Below are 16,060 nucleotides of genomic sequence, written 5' to 3'. Positions count from 1 at the left end.
TGACGCTAGAGATTTGTCGCTACCCTTTTTAGGAGCCGCCTTTCCATTCTAGCTCCCGGGTTTTGCTGTCGAAAGGCATTTTATAAAACCCTAATTTTTGTTCTAAGATTAATCGGAAAAAAGGCAGACCTTCAATCAAATATCTTTTCCACAACCTTCTCGGTTCACTTAAGAGTCGGTACGCCCATTCTATGCCGACTTCGCTCATCCATTTGGGAGCTCTGGCTTTGCAACCCGCCTCAAAATCAATGGTTGCACCTACTGCTAAGAAAATTTTAACGTGTGTTAATTTGCTCTTGTATTTAACCAGCCACTTCTCTTGCTTGGGCGCTCCCACTCCTATGGCTAGGACTGTAGCTCCTGATTTATTGATCGTGTCTATTATTTTTTCACACTCTTCCTCATTTTTTTCAAAGCCAAAAGAAGGAGAAAGTGCTTCAACTACTATTTCTCTCCCAATTTTTTGGTTGATTTTTTCTTGGGCTTTCTTCGCAATACCTTCGGCTGCTCCTAGCAAAAATATTTTAATCTTCTCGTTATCTTTGTGATACATATAAAATGCAGGGAACAAGTCAGAACCAGAAATTTTTTCTTTGATAGGAGTACCCAAAAACTTGGAGGCATACATCAATATTTGACTGTCGCAGACTCTATAAGTAGAGGTATTGTAAGCTTCATAGAAGTCCCGGTCATACTGCAACTTAATCAAGTGGTCTACATTTGGCGTAAATACGACACCACCTTCGTAGTCTAGTTTTTCAAACAACTCTGTGATTGAGAAGTTATCGATGGAGACATTCAATAAATTAACTGTTTTCATTTATTATTCCCTTCCCGCCTTATATTAAACTACAACTCACACTATTATAACCCATGCTACAGCCTGAGGTTTTCACTAATTGGACACTTCAGTGAATATACTTTTCTCAGTATATCCTCGTACACCCTACCTGTCCAGTCAGGATGTTTAAAGATTGTGTAAAGAATCAGCTCCTTTTATAAAAAAGTGTATGAAGCCCATTTTCGTTTACAAATCGCAGCAAGAGAAATTCAATAAAAAAGCCCTTCCTTGCTAATACTAGAAGCATTGCAAATTAATGAAAAAGATAATTTATTGGTGAGATTAAAATTTTAACAGAGTGAGAAATATCGTGCAATGTCCGAACTTGATTTTCTCCAAAAATGGTATATTTTTGAGTTTTTGTATCCAGGGAAGGCAAGATAGTGTCAAGCTTGAAGTGAAGCAGCGATCGCCTCCCTGAAAATCATCCTGATTTTTGGTGAACCAGCGACTGTCTTCTTGGTGGCGAACTGGTTTTCTTGGCCTTAAGACTTTCTGGAGCTTTTAAGACAAGACCCGATATTCCTCCAGCAATCAACGCAAAAATCGGGTTAGTCATAGCATTCAAAACACAGTCAAACACGTACATAGTTAAGGCTATTCCCAGGGTGGCAGCAGGTGCTACTTTGGGATTAGACCAGGTTCTGGCGGGATACTTAAACACGCAAAAGACGATAACAGGAAGTAACAATGAAGAAAATAAACTAACTAAACCGACTAGACCGTGGACGCCAAATGCAATAATCCATAAGCTGTCGGTGACCGAGATATCTTTTCCGTACTCGTTATACACACGGTTGCCGCCGGAATCTCCCCAGCCAAACATTAATCTTTGCCGTGCCTTTTCCCCCAGTATCTCTTCATTGTCAAATCTAAACTTCAAAGAGCTGGCTCGTTCTTCGCCAAATATTTGAGTGATGAACTCAACTACGTCTTTGCTCGAAAATTGACCCGATGCAGCTATGTACAGATAAAACACTATATATCCAATTATCAAGAGCAAGGGCAAAGAGGTGCGAAACCATTTGGCAGAGAATAATATGAGCAACGCTATTCCAAATAAACTGTAGGCGCCAGTAGAACGGCACAGGAAAAAAGCGATAGTTAATATAATTGCTAAAGTCTTGATGTTACGGCCCATAAACTTTTTAAGCGCCCCAGTTTGCCACAGCCAAACAGCAATTAAGGCGGCTGTCATCATCCACAGGCCCACCATCAAACCGTGCTGCATAAATACTACTGGCCTCCACCCCCCCAAACGCCTTGCTTGACCCCAGTCGTCAAAGGCATTGACGCCGTAAATCATTTGGTGGAGAATTGGGCCCTTAACCCCTTCAACTAAAGTAAAAGGAATGTAGGCTAACCCACCTGCAAAAATCCCGATCGCCAATTGTCGCAGCCCCTCTAAATTGCCCACATACAAGCGTCCTAAAAAATAAGGCAGACCCCAAGTAACGATTTGGTTGACAGTCGGAGAAATCGGGCTGCCGCCATTACTAACTTGTGAAACAATTGGACACAAACAGTAAATTACCATTGGCACGTCCAGCCAACCGGGCTTAAAAGATGTGAGGCGCGCAGTATCGTAGAGCAGAGTCCCCAGCAAAATGCCGTAGCAAGCTGCGGAGATTTTGGTATACGGTGGCAATGAGGGGATGGGATAAGAAGCTTGGGGTAAAAAAAGCCACGCTACCACAAAACTTATAATTACTGCCCGCTGAGCCGGAAACCTCACAAACAGGTAAAAAACGACTGGAATAAAGCCGAACATAGCAAGTGGGATTAATGCAACCATAGGTCTTTTTTGGCAGTAAAATTATAGAAAGACAGCTCAAATTGCCCGATAAAAATTCTCGATTAACCGATCGCCCAACCCCTATCTTGTAAATCAACCTCAATTTTACGTATTGTTGGTTAATTGTGCCTGACGTTCCACAGCCGTGTAGAGTGCCGCCTCAAAGAGATTAGTTGCATCCTCCCAAGTATAATTTATCACCGTCTGCAAAGCAGTCTCGGACATTGCGCGCCATTCGGCATCAGACAACTGACAAATCTGCTCGATCGCTTTTGCCATATCCTCTGGGTCTTGTGGCTTGACAAGTATGCCACCCCCGCCAGCAAGTAGTTCCGGAGCCGCACCAGCAGGAGTGCCAATGACTGGAGTGCCGCAAGCCATAGCTTCTAAAATTGGCAAACCGAAGCCTTCGGAGCTGCTGGAAAACAGCCAAGCATCGCATTTGCTGTAAAATTCTTTTAGTTGGTCTTGAGTAGGTTCCTTATTATATTCAGTACCCTCAGGCAGCAAATTGGGATTAGAACTATCGTGGCCGGAACCAAAGGCAACTAAACGAAGGTTGGGAATTTTTTTAGCAGCTAAAGAGAAAGCTTTCAGGGCAAGCTCGCAGCCTTTCCAAGGAGTTGTAGTATAGTACATCCCGACTGTGGGAACTAATTGCTTGCCTCGCGGCTGCTTCGCTCGCGAGTGGGGGTCGTAAAACTGTTTGGTGTCCACCGTAGGAGGGACGAGAGATACAGAAAAATCGCCGTATTCATTCCGAGCTATGTCGGCCAGCCACTGGGCCACAGCGATTTTGTGCATCGGCAACCGCCAAGTTGCCTCTACCCGAGCTTTTGGTACGTAGTCAAAAGCCTCGTAATGTTGGAGAAAATATACTTTCGTTCCTTTGCTGGGAGAGAGTTTTGCCACCCACTCAGCAGTTTCCCACCAAGTAGCCATGACAATATCGGCATCAGGTACGTCAAGATCGGTAATTGGACGGTTGGTTTCGATAACTCGGCTTTCGACATCCACCTTGTCAAAGTGAGACTTTTGTGTTTTGGGAGCCGACAGCCAACCCCTACCCCTCAGCAGCGATCGCAATTGTTGGATTAAAGTCGGTTGCGGCAGGGGCATAGAGACGATAAATATTTTGTGTCCCCGTTTTTGGAGAAGTTCTGTGTATATAGATAACACCCTCATGCCACCTGTAAGACTAAGGGTAGGCAGGACAAAAGTAATTTTCATGAATAAATGCTGAAGAGTGATAATGGTTAAAACTCCTCCTTAAAGCAAGTTGGCACTTACCAGCCTCTGTTTGGCTTTTCTGCGGGGTGCGGATCTGTGCTGGAGGCGATCGTAACTCGATAGTCGAGCCGATCTTACTTGATCCTCAGGGACTTTTCCCAATTACAAATCGGGAGATGTTTGAGGACTAAACAAGTTTAACCTGTAACGGAGCCAGCCTTAAAACCTCCGTTGCACTCTGGTTCAGATTTTTGCCGATCGCTTTATAACCCCAGCAGTCGCTCGTCGGTGCGGTCAGAATTCTTGTCGAGACTGCTGGGTTAAAAACCGGACAGAGGTGATGTTAGTTGGGGCAGAAGCGCCCCATCAAACCATATTGAGTTTTGGCTGAGAATCCCGCGCCGAAAACGCGGGTAGCGACAATTTAAAAGGGCAGCAGTTAGCCAACCGGAATTTTTCCATAGGGAGAAAACGAAACTATCTTAACGTCGCGCTGTTTAGATTTGTCTATAGCAACTTTCAAGGCTGCTTCAAAATGATCCGTGGCATCTTCCCAGGTATAATTGTTCACCTTGGCATAAGCTGCTTCAGACAGGGCTTGCCACTTGGAATTTCGCAACTGACACATAGACTCTATGGCTTTTGCCATTTCTTCGGGATCTTCAGGTCTTACAAGTATGCCAGTACCCCCGCTCAAAATTTCAGGAGCAGCGCCTGCTGGGGTACTGATGACGGGAGTGCGGCACGCCATCGCTTCGATAATAGGCAAGCCGAAGCCTTCTGAGCGGCTCGCCAGCAGCCATGCATCGCATTTACTGTAATAGTCTTTGATTTTGTCTTGGTCGGGTTGAATTACATACTCGGTATTTGGCGGTAGCGGCAATTCCGGGGATGGGGCCTGTGTACCGAAGGCAACCAGACGCAGGTTGGGGATCTTTTCGGCCGCTAGGGAATAAGCTTTGATGGCGATGTCGGTTCCTTTCCAATAGACTGTAGAGTACATTAGGCCAACTGTAGGAACCGATTGTTTGTTGCGAGGACAGGCGTAAAATTGCTTGGTGTCCACGGTAGGAGGAGCTAAGGAAACTTGGCGATCGCCATATTTAGTCCGAGCTAGCTCAACTAACCACTCAGAGATCGTAATTTTGTGCATGGGCAGCATCCAGGTTGCTTCTACTCTTCCTTGAGGTAGATAGTCAAAAATTTCGTGGTGCTGGATAAAATAAGCTTTTGCTCCTTTGCTAGGAGAGAGTTTGGCTACCCACTCGGCGGTTTCCCACCAGGTGGCCACTACTACGTCAGCGTCAGGTACATCTTTGTCTTCTACCGGGCGGTAGCGATCGGTAATTTTGTGTTCTACACCTAAGTTATCGAAAAATGAGGGTTCCTTTTCAGGTGGGGAAATCCAACCTCTTCCCCGCAGCAGCGACTTGACTTGCTGGCGCATACTCGGCTGGGGAGGGGCTACAGAGATGACGAACACGGAGTGTCCTCGTTTTCTCAAAAGTTCTGCGAAAATAGATATTACTCGTATTCCACCAGTCAGAGACAGAGTAGGAAGAACAAAGGTGATTTTCATTTTTAAGTCCCGCTGAAGACTTTAACTCGCTTTCGGCACTGCTACCAGCGCTGATGTTATAGCCCAAAAGGAAAGAGGGGCGGGTGAATATTAATTACCCCTTTCCTGGTGTTTACATAGAATCCAACCGATAGACTGTTCGTAACACCCCAATATCTATCTGCCAAAACTTCACTGTCGTTGCATTGATAATAACCATGGATGCGATTGCGAAACAGTTCCCCTAGGGATAATTTGTAGGTTAGCGAAATTTCATCCTGAAGATAGATACCTCCTCAACTAGCAGCTTTTTTCGCTACACAAACCAAGCTAGACAACAGCATCTGTTAAAGATAACATCATTTACTATACAACTGACAAGGATGTACGGTAAACCGAATATGAGCCAAGTTTTAATGTGGGGGAGAAAGGTAGCATTTGCAACAAAATTCAGTAGATTGACATCGCCTTTTGCAAAATTTTATACTGAATTAAAGAGGGAGATAATTACCTTGAGAAGGTTGAGTCCTCCATCGCTGCCATAGATCTAAACTTCGATCGGTAGCTTGAATTTTTTGGTAACAGTCCTTTAGGTATTGCTTGAGACAATATCCTATTTGGTCAGGATTCAGACATAATAGTTTTCTTAGATACTTACAGGGGCGATCACGCGAATGAGCGTCGTGGAGGTGCGAATGGGTAAAGAAACCCTGTTTTTCAAGCGATATCCCTCACCCTCACTTGTCGTATGTTTGTGAAACAACCCGGTTGATACGTCCACTGTTTGAAAAAATAGGTTTCCCAATCGTGCTACAGAAGATAGAGTTTCACCGATATAAATTTAGTTAGCTGCCGGAGTTTTAAATTTTTTAATAAAAGGCGATCGCATGAAAAAGTTCCCAAAAGAGGCTGCCACTTCGGAGGCGAGTATATGTAGCATCCCTGCCCAAGTCGTGTATAAGTAATTACCGTAAAAAAAATCAGTAGCAAATTATCACATGATCCTATAAAGATCAAAAGGACACTCAAGGTTAATCGGCCTATACTGTGTACGCCTTAACTCCTAAGCAGTAGCAGCGGCTTCGTGGTATGTATCAAACGATTTCGCGTACAAAAAATTTCATGTTATGAAATCATCATTTTTCCTGACTTTGCAATTTTGGATGACAATCGGTGTGCTCTTGGGGGTTGTGCCGCCGATTTTTGCAGCGATATGTTGGCCAGTATTCATGCAGCTAAAATTATGCGATCGCAATCAAAACCCAACATAGAATTAAAAGCCGATGCCTTAGCGAAAAGCATCTTCCGGTGGGAAGATATTAAGGTTCGATTATTGCACAGCATCACTCAAGATCCCAGTACAATCAGCATGAATGCCAGCAAACACTTGTCGCTGCTAGTTGGCATCACCCGCAGCTACAGCCACATATACCTTGCAAAAGCTTACAATTTATCAGGGTACATTATCGCCTGCGGCAGTGGCACGCCGCCCGGATGATGGGGGGAGAGATTAATCTGGAGAGTGAGTGGGGCCAAAGATCAATTTTTACTGTATAATTGCCAGGAATAGTCGCTGAAAAAGCAGCTAGTTAAAGAGGATTTGCCAACCAATACTTGCCAGGGCAAAATCTGCGATCGCGTGGCTGATATAACTAGGCCAAAGTGAACGGTAAGTCAGATAAGACTGAGACCAAATTATCCCGGCAGTGAACACAGCTAAGGAACCTAAGATCACAGCCTGCCAGTCGCTGTAAGCTGCTATTACAAAAATGTGGTGGAGCGTGAAAAATAGCGAGCTCAGAAATATTGCTTTTGTTCCCGGTATGAGAATCTGGCATTTCTTGCAGATAAACCACCGCCAAGTAAATTCTTCAATCAGCGAGTTAACCAGTACAAAATATGCTTCTACAATCAAGTAAATAGTAGGGCTGGTAATACCTAATTGGTGCGATTTTTCTTTAGCAACTACAGGATCGATCCACTGCTGGCCAAAAAGGCTATAGATACCCACAATCACCGCAAACATGAATATTCCCCAAATAGATCCAGCCAGCAATTCTTGGCGCTTGGGTAGGGAGAAACTGAGCTTTTCGCGATCGACAAAAACAGACCACGCGATCGGAAAAACCAGCAACCAAACTTGACACAAGACTGACAGTGTTTGTCCCCAGCTTCCCGGGGCCATATACAAGCCTGCTATGATACCAATGCTAGCCGCGGGGACAAGCAATGTTAAAGCCAATAGTGCTTTTTTGCGATCGCCCATATCTAACATTTTTCACGCTTCATTTGAAAATTGGATTGATATCAAAGGTAAAAGCGGGGCCACTGCGGACAGGCGATACCACTTTCAAAAAACAATGTAACTGTAGACCAGTAATCCAAACCTTTATGCAGTAATTCATTCCCCATTTTAAAATCTACAATGGTATGAGTTTTGTGTCGCTTATAAAAGTGGTGCTTATTTGTGGCGTCGAAAAATATGCAGTTGCACAAAATTGAAGACTCCGCCCCTAAAGGAGTTTTTGTGGCAACAAAGTCTTTATTCCAGGACAATTTGATAATCTGTTGGCATTGGGGACTCCAAATACCATAATATAATTTAATCCCTAGTAGCTGTGTATTTTGGCTGAATGACGATCGCAATTGATTTTGGAACTAGCAACACCGTCGTCGCTCGCTGGAATCAAGTCCTCCAGCAGCCCGAAACTTTGAAATTACCGGGATTGTCGGCAATCTCGGCTCAAAACCCGCCCCTCATTCCTAGTTTACTCTACGTTGAGGACGCTGCTCAAAGTAAAGTCATAGTCGGTCAGCAAGTCCGCGACAGAGGCCTTGATTTGAGTGGAGATGCTCGGTTTTTCCGCAATTTTAAGCGGGGAATTGGCACTTCTGTTCAGGGTTTTGTGCCAGAACTTGACGGGCAACTTATTACTTTTGAACAAGTAGGTGAGTGGTATTTGAGCCAAATTGTGAACTCAATTCGCGAACGGCCTTTGCCGATCGATTCTTTGATTTTTACTGTGCCGGTAGACAGTTTTGAAGCTTACCGCCATTGGTTGGGCAAAGTGTCACAATCTCTCGAAGTAGAACAGGTGCGGATGTTGGACGAACCTACGGCGGCTGCTTTGGGTTACGGTTTAGCCGATCGCGAAAATCTGTTAGTCATTGATTTCGGCGGTGGAACTCTAGACCTTTCTTTGGTGCGTTTGGACGCTTCCTCCGGCAAAAAGCCCCTTGGTTTTATTCTTAAGTGGGGCGAAAAGCTATTAGCTGAATCTTCAGCGCAAAAAACAAAAGTTGCGCGGGTTTTGGCTAAAGCCGGACAAAATTTAGGCGGATCTGATATTGATAATTGGCTGGTTGACTATTTTGTTCAAACAAAAGGGCTGGCAAAATCTCCGATAACGACGAGATTGGCAGAACGGTTAAAGATTCAATTGTCTTTAGTGAATCAGGCGGTTGAGGTTTATTTTGATGACGAAAATTTTGAGAGTTACGAATTAGAATTAGACCGATCTCGTTTTGAATCTATCCTCGCGGAACATCAGTTTTTTGACAAACTCGACGACTGCATGAATCAAGTATTGCAGCAAGCGCGCCGCCAAGGCTTAGAAATTGGCGATATCGATGCAGTTTTGCTAGTTGGCGGTACTGTACAAATTCCCGCCGTCGGGCGTTGGGTGCAGCAATATTTCGAGCCGGCAAAAATTCGCTGCGACAAACCCTTTGAGGCGATCGCCCAAGGTGCTCTGCAACTGAGTCAAGGCATAGAAATCCAAGATTTTCTCTATCACAGTTACGGAATTCGCTACTGGAACCGCCGCGAAAATTGCCACAGTTGGCACAGTTTAATTAAATCCGGCCAGTCTTATCCGATGAGCGAACCGGTAGAATTAGTCTTGGGAGCTTCTTTAGAAAATCAGCCGAGTATAGAATTAATTATCGGCGAATTGGGAGCGGAAACTGGCGGCACAGAGATATATTTTGACGGCGACAGGCTAATTACTCGCCAACTCGCCGGCCAAACATCGGTACAGCCCTTAAATGATAAAGAAGGAGCACGCAGCATCGCTCAATTGACGCCGCCTGGGTATCCGGGGAGCGATCGCATCAAAATCTTCTTCCGCGTTGACGAACAGCGCTTTTTGCGAATTACCGTTGAAGATTTGCTGACAAATGCAACTTTGTTAGAGGATAAACCCGTGGTGCAGCTAAGTTAAGGATAGACTTTAGATAATTTGGTTGATAATTCCGAGCTTGAAATCGCTGCATAGAGTCAAACTTTCCTCCGAGCAGAGGGGGACTAAGAAATTACTGGTTCCGAGGCTCTTCCTAGGAACCAGTTAGTTTTTGGACATATCTATTGGAGACGACAACCTATGCAGATATAGCAATCCTTGCAGGAGTCGTAAATTTTTGACCCCACCCCAACCCTCCCCTTAAGAAGGGGAGGGAGTAAGAAATTCACAAATGATTTAGGATGCCTATAGTTAAGTTTATGTCTGCGGAGGCTTGACAGGGCGACAATTTTCGTGTATATTTTTTGATATCCACTCGCCTCAAAACCACCAGTCTTTCATTGTAGTATCAAGATTTTTATTAACCCAAATCCTAGGAGATTAACAGCAATGAGTACAACTCCCGGCTTACCCCTCTGGGTGCAAGATAGAGAAGAAGTTCTGAAACAGGATGATGGAGTAGAATGGCGGGACGGGAATCGTCCCAACTATTCTCGCACTAATGCTTTCTTGGAAAAGGAAAAGAAACACAATCATGCCGAAGGGTCTTTGAATGCGATCGCCTATAATTTGGTGAGAACATTTGAAATGGAAGCATCCTTCAAAACCAATCCCCAACAATGGATCTCTGTAGTTACGGATAAATTCCGTATGAGCACTAATGGAGGAAAAGAATACACAGCCCAAGAAGTTGTAGATCAGGGAACCTATAATCTCTTTCTAGAAAACTCAGAGCACTACCGCGCCTCTGATGAAACCTTTCAATCCTCCTACAACCTCTTTCACACAGCTTTTCCCGATGGCTTTCTCTGGGAATTAGTCGAAGTCGTTGCAGGGCCTCCTAACGTCGTGTTTAAGTGGAGACACTGGGGTACTTTTAGGGGATCTTACAAAGATCATCAAGGGACAGGAGAAACTATTGAAATTATTGGTCTTAGCATTGCTAAAGTCACAGAGGATTTAAAGATTGAGTCTGTAGAACATTTCTTTGACACCAATAATTTCTTAACAGGGTTAACGACCGGAGGATGTCCCGTAAGTCATTAATCAAAGGAAGAGGTCATATCGTTTCCGCTGGAATCGGAATCATAAATAATTGTTCGAGTTGCAGTGCAAGCGTCTCCGTCGCTATAAGTAGCGAAAGCGAGGGAGACGCTGGCTTTCGCTTGACTCCGCCTGGGTATCCGGGGAGCGATCGCATCAAAATCTTCTTCCGCGTTGACGAACAGCGCTTTTTGCGAATTACCGTGGAAGATTTGCTGACAAATCAAACATTGTTAGAGGATAAACCCGTGGTGCAGCTAAGTTAAGGATAGACTTTACAGGTAAGGTGCGCTTCGGCGCATCCTACGGATTGCCTTCAAAACAAATTGTTAAAAGCAGATGAAGTACAAACTAGAATTTCCACTCTCTCCCGAATTAGAAAAGTATCGCGACAGAATCGAAGCTACCATTAAACCTTACATCGAAATTCAAACCCAGAATAATGATGACGTTAATTGGTGGCAGAGTAAATTTGGGGGTTTGCCCTATTTACCTAAAGGCTTTGAGTATCCAAAAACTGCTGACGGTAAATATTTATTCTTGCTAGCACAAATCAACTTTTCTGAAGTACCGCCTTTAGATGGTTTTCCCGAGCGGGGAATTTTGCAGTTTTATATAGCCGACGATTACCTATATGGTTTAGATTTGGGCACTTCCGCCGATGTAGATAATCCCACAGTCGAAGACAGATTCAAAATAATCTATTTTCCTCAGCCCGACTTCCGAGTTGAAAACATCATTACCAATTATGATTTTTTGCCGGAACTAGAATTTATTCCTGTTAATGGCTGTTGCAGCTTGCAATTTACTAAAAAATATGCGCCGATTAGTACCAATGACTACCAATTTATTGAACTATTACCAGAAGAAATTAACCAGTTATTTATGAACCCTGAAATTGAGGATGAGTACCGAGAAATATCGCATTCCTTGGGTCATAAAATAGGTGGTTATCCTTATTTTACACAAGACGACGTAAGAAAATATAGTAGTAACTCCGATCAAAAACAAAAGCCGGACATTCTTCTATTCCAAATGGATAGCGATTGCAATGAGACAGTAGATATCATGTGGGGAGACAATGGTGTAGGTAACTTTTTTATTGATGAATCAGCACTCAGAGAATTAGATTTTAGTAAAGTTTTATATAATTGGGATTGTTGTTAAAAGCAGCAGTTAAGTAAGCACACCTAAAAAAACATAGTACCCAGAACCCCGACTTCTTTAAGAAGTGGGGGTTCTAACAGATTGAATAGTGTTTGACTATGCCCGATGCCCGATGCCCAATTCCCAATTCCCTAAACCTGAGATTTGTGCACCACCACAGGTGTTCCCACTGAGGCCCATTCAAATAGCCATTTAGCGTGATTTACAGCTACATTTGTGCAGCCGTGAGTAACGGGATTGCCAAACAAATTGTGCCAGTAAGCGCCGTGAATTGCCATGCCTCCGTCGTAATACATTGTATAGGGAACGTCGGGCACATCGTAGTCATCCCCAGTCATCCTCGTAACGCGGTGTTTGGTTTCAACGGCAAAGGTTCCCGTGCGGGTGGGAGTCGATGATTTGCCGCTGGAAATAATCACCGCGTAAACGGGTGTATTTCCTTCCCAAGCTATTAACCTTTGTCTTGACAAATCTATTTCAATCCAGCGTTCGCTGGATTGCTGCAACAACATAATTCTATTGGCAATTATGTTGTGCTGTTCGCTGGCAAATGCGGTCATTGAACCGCCGCAGAATGTAGCAAAAGTGAGGGCGCAGCCGGCACAGAAAGTTCCAGCGCGGCGGAAGTAAGTTGAGTTGATAATGCTGTTCATTTCTCACACCTCGTAGTATTTTAGATTTTAGGTTTTAGATTTTAGATTGGCTTGTCCTATTTTAGATTGTAGATTTGAAATGTTGGATTGGGAAACAGGGCTTAACAAGTTGTTAAGTTTTGGGTAAGATCTCGTGCAATTTGGACGATCGCGCGCCAATCGCGATTTTCCACTAAGTGTTTAGGAAATAAGTCTCCGGCTAAACCCACGGCGATCGCCCCGGCGTCAATAAATACTTTCGCATTTTCCAGCGTCACCCCGCCCGTGGGAATTAAAGGAATGTCTCCCAGGGGGCCTTGCAGGCTTTTCAGGTAGGCGGCGCCTCCCAAAGCCGATATCGGAAAGACTTTAACGCAGGTAGCGCCTGCTTGCCACGCCGTCACAATTTCCGTGGGAGAAAAAGCACCGGGGACGATCGGCACTCCGGCATCAACTGCTGTTTTAATCATAGTTAAATCGGTGTGCGGAGTAAACAGAAACTGAGCGCCGCAGTCTATTGCTTGTTGCAACTGTTCTAAGTTTAATAAAGTGCCGGTGCCAATACTAAAAGTAGGGAAGTCCGAGCGGAGTTCGGCAATTAATTCAGCGGCTTTGTGGGTGTTCCAAGTAATTTCAATAAACTGGATTCCTCCGGCTGCTACCGATGAAGCCATGTGCCGAGCGAGTTCTTTTTCGGAGGAACGGATAACTGCGATCGCGCGGTGTTTTTTTAGTTTTGTTAACCAAGATTGATGATTCATACAATTTTAGACTTTAGATTTTAGATTCTAGAATTGGGAACGCTCCCGGATTGGGAAGTTGTATCATTGATTCATACAATTGAAAATTTTAGATTGTAGATTTTAGATTGGGGAATGCTCCCGAATTGGGAACTCGTCTCATTCTGACTCGCATATAATTTTAATACAGGTTACTAACTTCGATAGATGCCAAATTACAATATGCGCCACGTTCAATTTTGAACTCAAAATCTAGGCAACAAAACCGCTGCAATTGTTGACCTCAAAGAACACAGCGAATTTTTGGCTGAGGTTCTGGCTGAATGCGGCGAACCGATCGACTTTCAGTTTTTAGTTGACTCTCAAGGCTAAAAAGTCGCGGTGCTGGTTGACTTCCAGTACCCAGACGAACTCTGGGAGGATGTTGAGGACTGTCGGATTATTGAATATAGAAAAGATGAAAGAAGATTTCCCTGGGAAGAAGTTAAGCGCCAGCTTGAGGGAAAAGGTAGGTTGAATGTCTGATCATATCGTTGCCGGCGGCATCGTCAGGTAATAAATTATAGGGCAATTCATGAATGAGTTTTACAAGTCGGCACCTATCTCGGCGCAATTTTCAGTTGTTCGATTCACAGTCAACAGTCAACAGTCAACAGTCAACATCATGTCTGAGTGCAACCGGAATTGATATCACTTGGTCATTCTTGACATACAAGCTAAAATCCCCAATTGAAAATCTAAAATCGATCGATCGCACTCATAAAAAAATCGGGGCGATTCCAGACATTCCCAGAATCACCCCAATTATCGATTTCAAACTTTAGATTTCCTCTAAAGTCCAAAATCCAAAATCCAAAATTGATTAGGCGATCGTCGCCATTTTCACATCGCTATTAGCTAACAAATTTTGCAATTCGTCCGAATCCACAGTTTCCTTTTCAACTAGCATATCTGCCAAAGCATTAAGGACGTGGCGGTTGCCGACGAGTACCTCTTTAGCGCGACGGTAAGCTTGCTCTACCAACAAACGCACTTCATCGTCGATCGTCGCTGCGGTTTCTTCCGAGAAATCGCGTTCGGCCATGATATCGCGACCCATGAACATATTGCCTTGTTGGCGACCGAGAGCTACAGGGCCTAGCCGATCGCTCATTCCGAAGCGAGTCACCATTTGTCGCGCTACTCTTGCCACTTGCTGCAAGTCGTTCGACGCACCGGTTGTTACTTCTTCTTCGCCGAAGACAATCTCTTCAGCAATGCGGCCGCCCAAAGCTACCGCCATTTGATTTTGCAAGTAAGAGCGAGAATACAAGCCAGAATCCATCCGATCTTCGCTTGGTGTGAACCAAGTCAAACCGCCAGCGCGGCCGCGGGGGATAATGCTAATTTTCTGCACGGGGTCATAATCGGGCATCAGCGCGCCGACTAAAGCGTGACCGGCTTCGTGGTAAGCTACCAAAGTTTTGCGCTTTTCGCTCATCACGCGGTCTTTCTTTTCAGGGCCGGCGAGCACGCGGTCGATCGCATCATTGACTTCATCCATCGAGACTTCGGTCAAGTTGCGGCGGGCGGCCAAAATTGCTGCTTCGTTGAGCAGGTTGGCCAAATCCGCACCTGTGAAACCAGGTGTCCGGCGGGCAATTTTTTCCAAGTCCACGTCTTTCGACAAAGTTTTGCCACGGGCGTGAACGTTGAGAATTTCTAGGCGGCCTCCGAAGTCGGGGCGATCGACCACAACTTGGCGGTCAAAACGACCCGGACGCAGCAGCGCCGCATCGAGTACATCGGGGCGGTTCGTGGCAGCAATCAAAATGATGCCAGTATTACCCTCAAAGCCGTCCATTTCAGTCAGCAACTGGTTGAGGGTTTGTTCCCGTTCGTCGTTACCACCGCCCAAACCAGCGCCCCGCTGGCGGCCTACGGCGTCAATTTCATCGATAAATACGATACAAGGAGCGTTCGTTTTAGCTTGTTCAAACAAGTCGCGGACGCGGGAAGCACCGACACCCACGAACATTTCCACAAATTCTGAACCGGAAATCGAGAAGAATGGAACGCCTGCTTCTCCAGCCACTGCTTTTGCCAGCAGGGTTTTGCCAGTTCCGGGAGGGCCGACCAGCAGCACGCCTTTGGGGATTTTTGCTCCGACTGCGGTGAACCGATCGGCATTTTTCAGGAAGTCCACGACTTCTGCGAGCTCTAGCTTGGCTTGTTCGATGCCGGCCACGTCGCCGAAAGTCACCTGAGTTTGTGGCTCCATTTGGACTCTAGCTTTGGATTTGCCGAAGTTCATGGCTTGGTTGCCGGGCCCGTTTTGGGCGCGCCGCACCAGGAAAAACAGTCCCACCAAAAGCAGAATCGGGAAGAACAGGCTGCTGAGGGCTTTTACCCAGAAGCCTTCGTCGCTTTGGGGCAGAACGGAAATATCTACGTTATTTTTGGTCAGGATGTTGATCAGTTCGGGGTCGTTCGGCAGGTTAACGAGTACCTTGTTGCCGTCCTGGGCTGTGACCAGGGCTTTGCTGCGATCGGAACTGATATTTATTTTGTCTACTCTCTTGCCTTCGACTTCCTGAATGAATTGACTGTACTTCCAAACTTCCCTACTTGGGGGCTGTTTGTCAAAAAATGCCGTTGCTAAGGCAATGACTACAATAGCCAGCAGTGCGTACAGGCCAGCGTTTCTCCAGCGTTTATTCACCGAGGTCGATCCTCCTAATTTTTAGTCCCTTTGATTTGGGATTTTTTATTTATGTTCATCAATCTTAACGTAATTGTAACTTGTTTTTGTGTGGTGAGGAATCCCGGCCAT

Annotated in this window: 15 protein-coding genes; 7 read left to right on the top strand and 8 right to left on the bottom strand. The window is 45.0% G+C overall.

The annotated features are described in order from the left end of the window. Window positions 1-28 precede the first annotated feature (28 nt). The 4 genes from D0A37_RS14435 to D0A37_RS14420 all read right to left on the bottom strand — a co-directional run bounded on the left by D0A37_RS14435 (window position 29) and on the right by D0A37_RS14420 (window position 5,445). Complete coding sequence (locus tag D0A37_RS14435) at window positions 29-820, bottom strand: WecB/TagA/CpsF family glycosyltransferase (protein ID WP_242725224.1); 792 nt, start codon at window positions 818-820, stop codon at window positions 29-31. 445 nt (window positions 821-1,265) lie between these two features. After that, window positions 1,266-2,636: an O-antigen ligase domain-containing protein gene (locus D0A37_RS14430; protein WP_242725222.1), complete on the bottom strand. Its 1,371-nt coding sequence runs from the start codon at window positions 2,634-2,636 to the stop codon at window positions 1,266-1,268. Window positions 2,637-2,741: 105 nt separating this feature from the next. Then, on the bottom strand, window positions 2,742-3,866 hold the full coding sequence (locus D0A37_RS14425) for a glycosyltransferase family 4 protein (RefSeq protein WP_242725219.1): 1,125 nt from the start codon (window positions 3,864-3,866) through the stop codon (window positions 2,742-2,744). A 439-nt stretch (window positions 3,867-4,305) separates the two neighbouring features. Beyond that, a complete protein-coding gene (locus D0A37_RS14420; protein ID WP_242725216.1) occupies window positions 4,306-5,445 on the bottom strand; it encodes a glycosyltransferase family 4 protein in 1,140 nt (379 codons plus the stop codon). A gap of 1,222 nt (window positions 5,446-6,667) precedes the next feature. Here D0A37_RS14420 and D0A37_RS14415 point away from each other — a divergent pair. After that, a complete protein-coding gene (locus tag D0A37_RS14415; RefSeq protein WP_242725214.1) occupies window positions 6,668-6,922 on the top strand; it encodes a hypothetical protein in 255 nt (84 codons plus the stop codon). 87 nt (window positions 6,923-7,009) lie between these two features. On the opposite strand, the gene D0A37_RS14410 is transcribed toward D0A37_RS14415, so the two are convergent. After that, window positions 7,010-7,699: a CPBP family intramembrane glutamic endopeptidase gene (locus D0A37_RS14410; protein WP_242725211.1), complete on the bottom strand. Its 690-nt coding sequence runs from the start codon at window positions 7,697-7,699 to the stop codon at window positions 7,010-7,012. Window positions 7,700-8,057: 358 nt separating this feature from the next. On the opposite strand from D0A37_RS14410, the gene D0A37_RS14405 reads away from it, so the two are divergent. The 4 genes from D0A37_RS14405 to D0A37_RS14390 all read left to right on the top strand — a co-directional run bounded on the left by D0A37_RS14405 (window position 8,058) and on the right by D0A37_RS14390 (window position 11,876). After that, window positions 8,058-9,647 carry an Hsp70 family protein gene (locus D0A37_RS14405; RefSeq protein ID WP_242725208.1) on the top strand — a complete coding sequence of 530 codons (1,590 nt, stop codon included), beginning with the start codon at window positions 8,058-8,060 and terminating at the stop codon, window positions 9,645-9,647. Window positions 9,648-10,055: 408 nt separating this feature from the next. Next, window positions 10,056-10,712 carry an ester cyclase gene (locus D0A37_RS14400; protein ID WP_242725205.1) on the top strand — a complete coding sequence of 219 codons (657 nt, stop codon included), beginning with the start codon at window positions 10,056-10,058 and terminating at the stop codon, window positions 10,710-10,712. After that, on the top strand, window positions 10,694-10,975 hold the full coding sequence (locus tag D0A37_RS14395) for a hypothetical protein (RefSeq protein ID WP_242725202.1): 282 nt from the start codon (window positions 10,694-10,696) through the stop codon (window positions 10,973-10,975). The genes D0A37_RS14400 and D0A37_RS14395 overlap by 19 nt, the downstream gene beginning before the upstream one ends. Before the next feature lie 73 nt (window positions 10,976-11,048). Next, window positions 11,049-11,876, top strand: a complete 828-nt coding sequence (locus D0A37_RS14390) for a YwqG family protein (protein ID WP_242725199.1) — start codon at window positions 11,049-11,051, stop codon at window positions 11,874-11,876. Window positions 11,877-12,007: 131 nt separating this feature from the next. Here D0A37_RS14390 and D0A37_RS14385 read toward each other — a convergent pair whose 3' ends face one another. Both D0A37_RS14385 and D0A37_RS14380 read right to left on the bottom strand, forming a co-directional pair. Further along, on the bottom strand, window positions 12,008-12,529 hold the full coding sequence (locus D0A37_RS14385; RefSeq protein ID WP_242725197.1) for a L,D-transpeptidase: 522 nt from the start codon (window positions 12,527-12,529) through the stop codon (window positions 12,008-12,010). Between the two features lie 101 nt (window positions 12,530-12,630). Further along, entirely contained in the window at window positions 12,631-13,269 is a 639-nt protein-coding gene (locus D0A37_RS14380; protein WP_242725194.1) for a bifunctional 4-hydroxy-2-oxoglutarate aldolase/2-dehydro-3-deoxy-phosphogluconate aldolase, read from the bottom strand. Window positions 13,270-13,629: 360 nt separating this feature from the next. On the opposite strand from D0A37_RS14380, the gene D0A37_RS14375 reads away from it, so the two are divergent. Next, a complete protein-coding gene (locus tag D0A37_RS14375; protein WP_242725191.1) occupies window positions 13,630-13,773 on the top strand; it encodes a hypothetical protein in 144 nt (47 codons plus the stop codon). 53 nt (window positions 13,774-13,826) lie between these two features. After that, the gene (locus D0A37_RS14370) at window positions 13,827-14,072 is read left to right on the top strand and encodes a hypothetical protein (protein ID WP_242725188.1); all 246 of its coding nucleotides are present in this window, start codon (window positions 13,827-13,829) and stop codon (window positions 14,070-14,072) included. 38 nt (window positions 14,073-14,110) lie between these two features. Here D0A37_RS14370 and ftsH3 read toward each other — a convergent pair whose 3' ends face one another. Continuing rightward, window positions 14,111-15,949: an ATP-dependent zinc metalloprotease FtsH3 gene (gene ftsH3 / locus D0A37_RS14365; protein WP_242725185.1), complete on the bottom strand. Its 1,839-nt coding sequence runs from the start codon at window positions 15,947-15,949 to the stop codon at window positions 14,111-14,113. Window positions 15,950-16,060 lie beyond the last annotated feature (111 nt).

Origin of the sequence: Microcoleus vaginatus HSN003, assembly GCF_022701255.1 — a bacterium.
Lineage (GTDB): Bacteria > Cyanobacteriota > Cyanobacteriia > Cyanobacteriales > Microcoleaceae > Microcoleus > Microcoleus vaginatus_B.
The sequence above is the reverse complement of the archived record's forward strand: the minus strand, read 5'-3'. Positions and strand labels throughout refer to the sequence as shown.

Excerpts from the sequence above, each read along its gene's own strand:
- D0A37_RS14430 (WP_242725222.1), bottom strand. The coding sequence starts at position 2,636 with ATGGTTGCATTAATCCCACTTGCTATGTTCGGCTTTATTCCAGTCGTT.
- D0A37_RS14425 (WP_242725219.1), bottom strand. The coding sequence starts at position 3,866 with ATGAAAATTACTTTTGTCCTGCCTACCCTTAGTCTTACAGGTGGCATG.
- D0A37_RS14395 (WP_242725202.1), top strand. The coding sequence starts at position 10,694 with ATGTCCCGTAAGTCATTAATCAAAGGAAGAGGTCATATCGTTTCCGCT.
- D0A37_RS14405 (WP_242725208.1), top strand. The coding sequence starts at position 8,058 with ATGACGATCGCAATTGATTTTGGAACTAGCAACACCGTCGTCGCTCGC.
- D0A37_RS14435 (WP_242725224.1), bottom strand. The coding sequence starts at position 820 with ATGAAAACAGTTAATTTATTGAATGTCTCCATCGATAACTTCTCAATC.
- D0A37_RS14415 (WP_242725214.1), top strand. The coding sequence starts at position 6,668 with ATGCGATCGCAATCAAAACCCAACATAGAATTAAAAGCCGATGCCTTA.
- D0A37_RS14385 (WP_242725197.1), bottom strand. The coding sequence starts at position 12,529 with ATGAACAGCATTATCAACTCAACTTACTTCCGCCGCGCTGGAACTTTC.
- D0A37_RS14400 (WP_242725205.1), top strand. The coding sequence starts at position 10,056 with ATGAGTACAACTCCCGGCTTACCCCTCTGGGTGCAAGATAGAGAAGAA.
- D0A37_RS14370 (WP_242725188.1), top strand. The coding sequence starts at position 13,827 with ATGAGTTTTACAAGTCGGCACCTATCTCGGCGCAATTTTCAGTTGTTC.
- D0A37_RS14410 (WP_242725211.1), bottom strand. The coding sequence starts at position 7,699 with ATGTTAGATATGGGCGATCGCAAAAAAGCACTATTGGCTTTAACATTG.
- D0A37_RS14380 (WP_242725194.1), bottom strand. The coding sequence starts at position 13,269 with ATGAATCATCAATCTTGGTTAACAAAACTAAAAAAACACCGCGCGATC.
- D0A37_RS14390 (WP_242725199.1), top strand. The coding sequence starts at position 11,049 with ATGAAGTACAAACTAGAATTTCCACTCTCTCCCGAATTAGAAAAGTAT.
- D0A37_RS14420 (WP_242725216.1), bottom strand. The coding sequence starts at position 5,445 with ATGAAAATCACCTTTGTTCTTCCTACTCTGTCTCTGACTGGTGGAATA.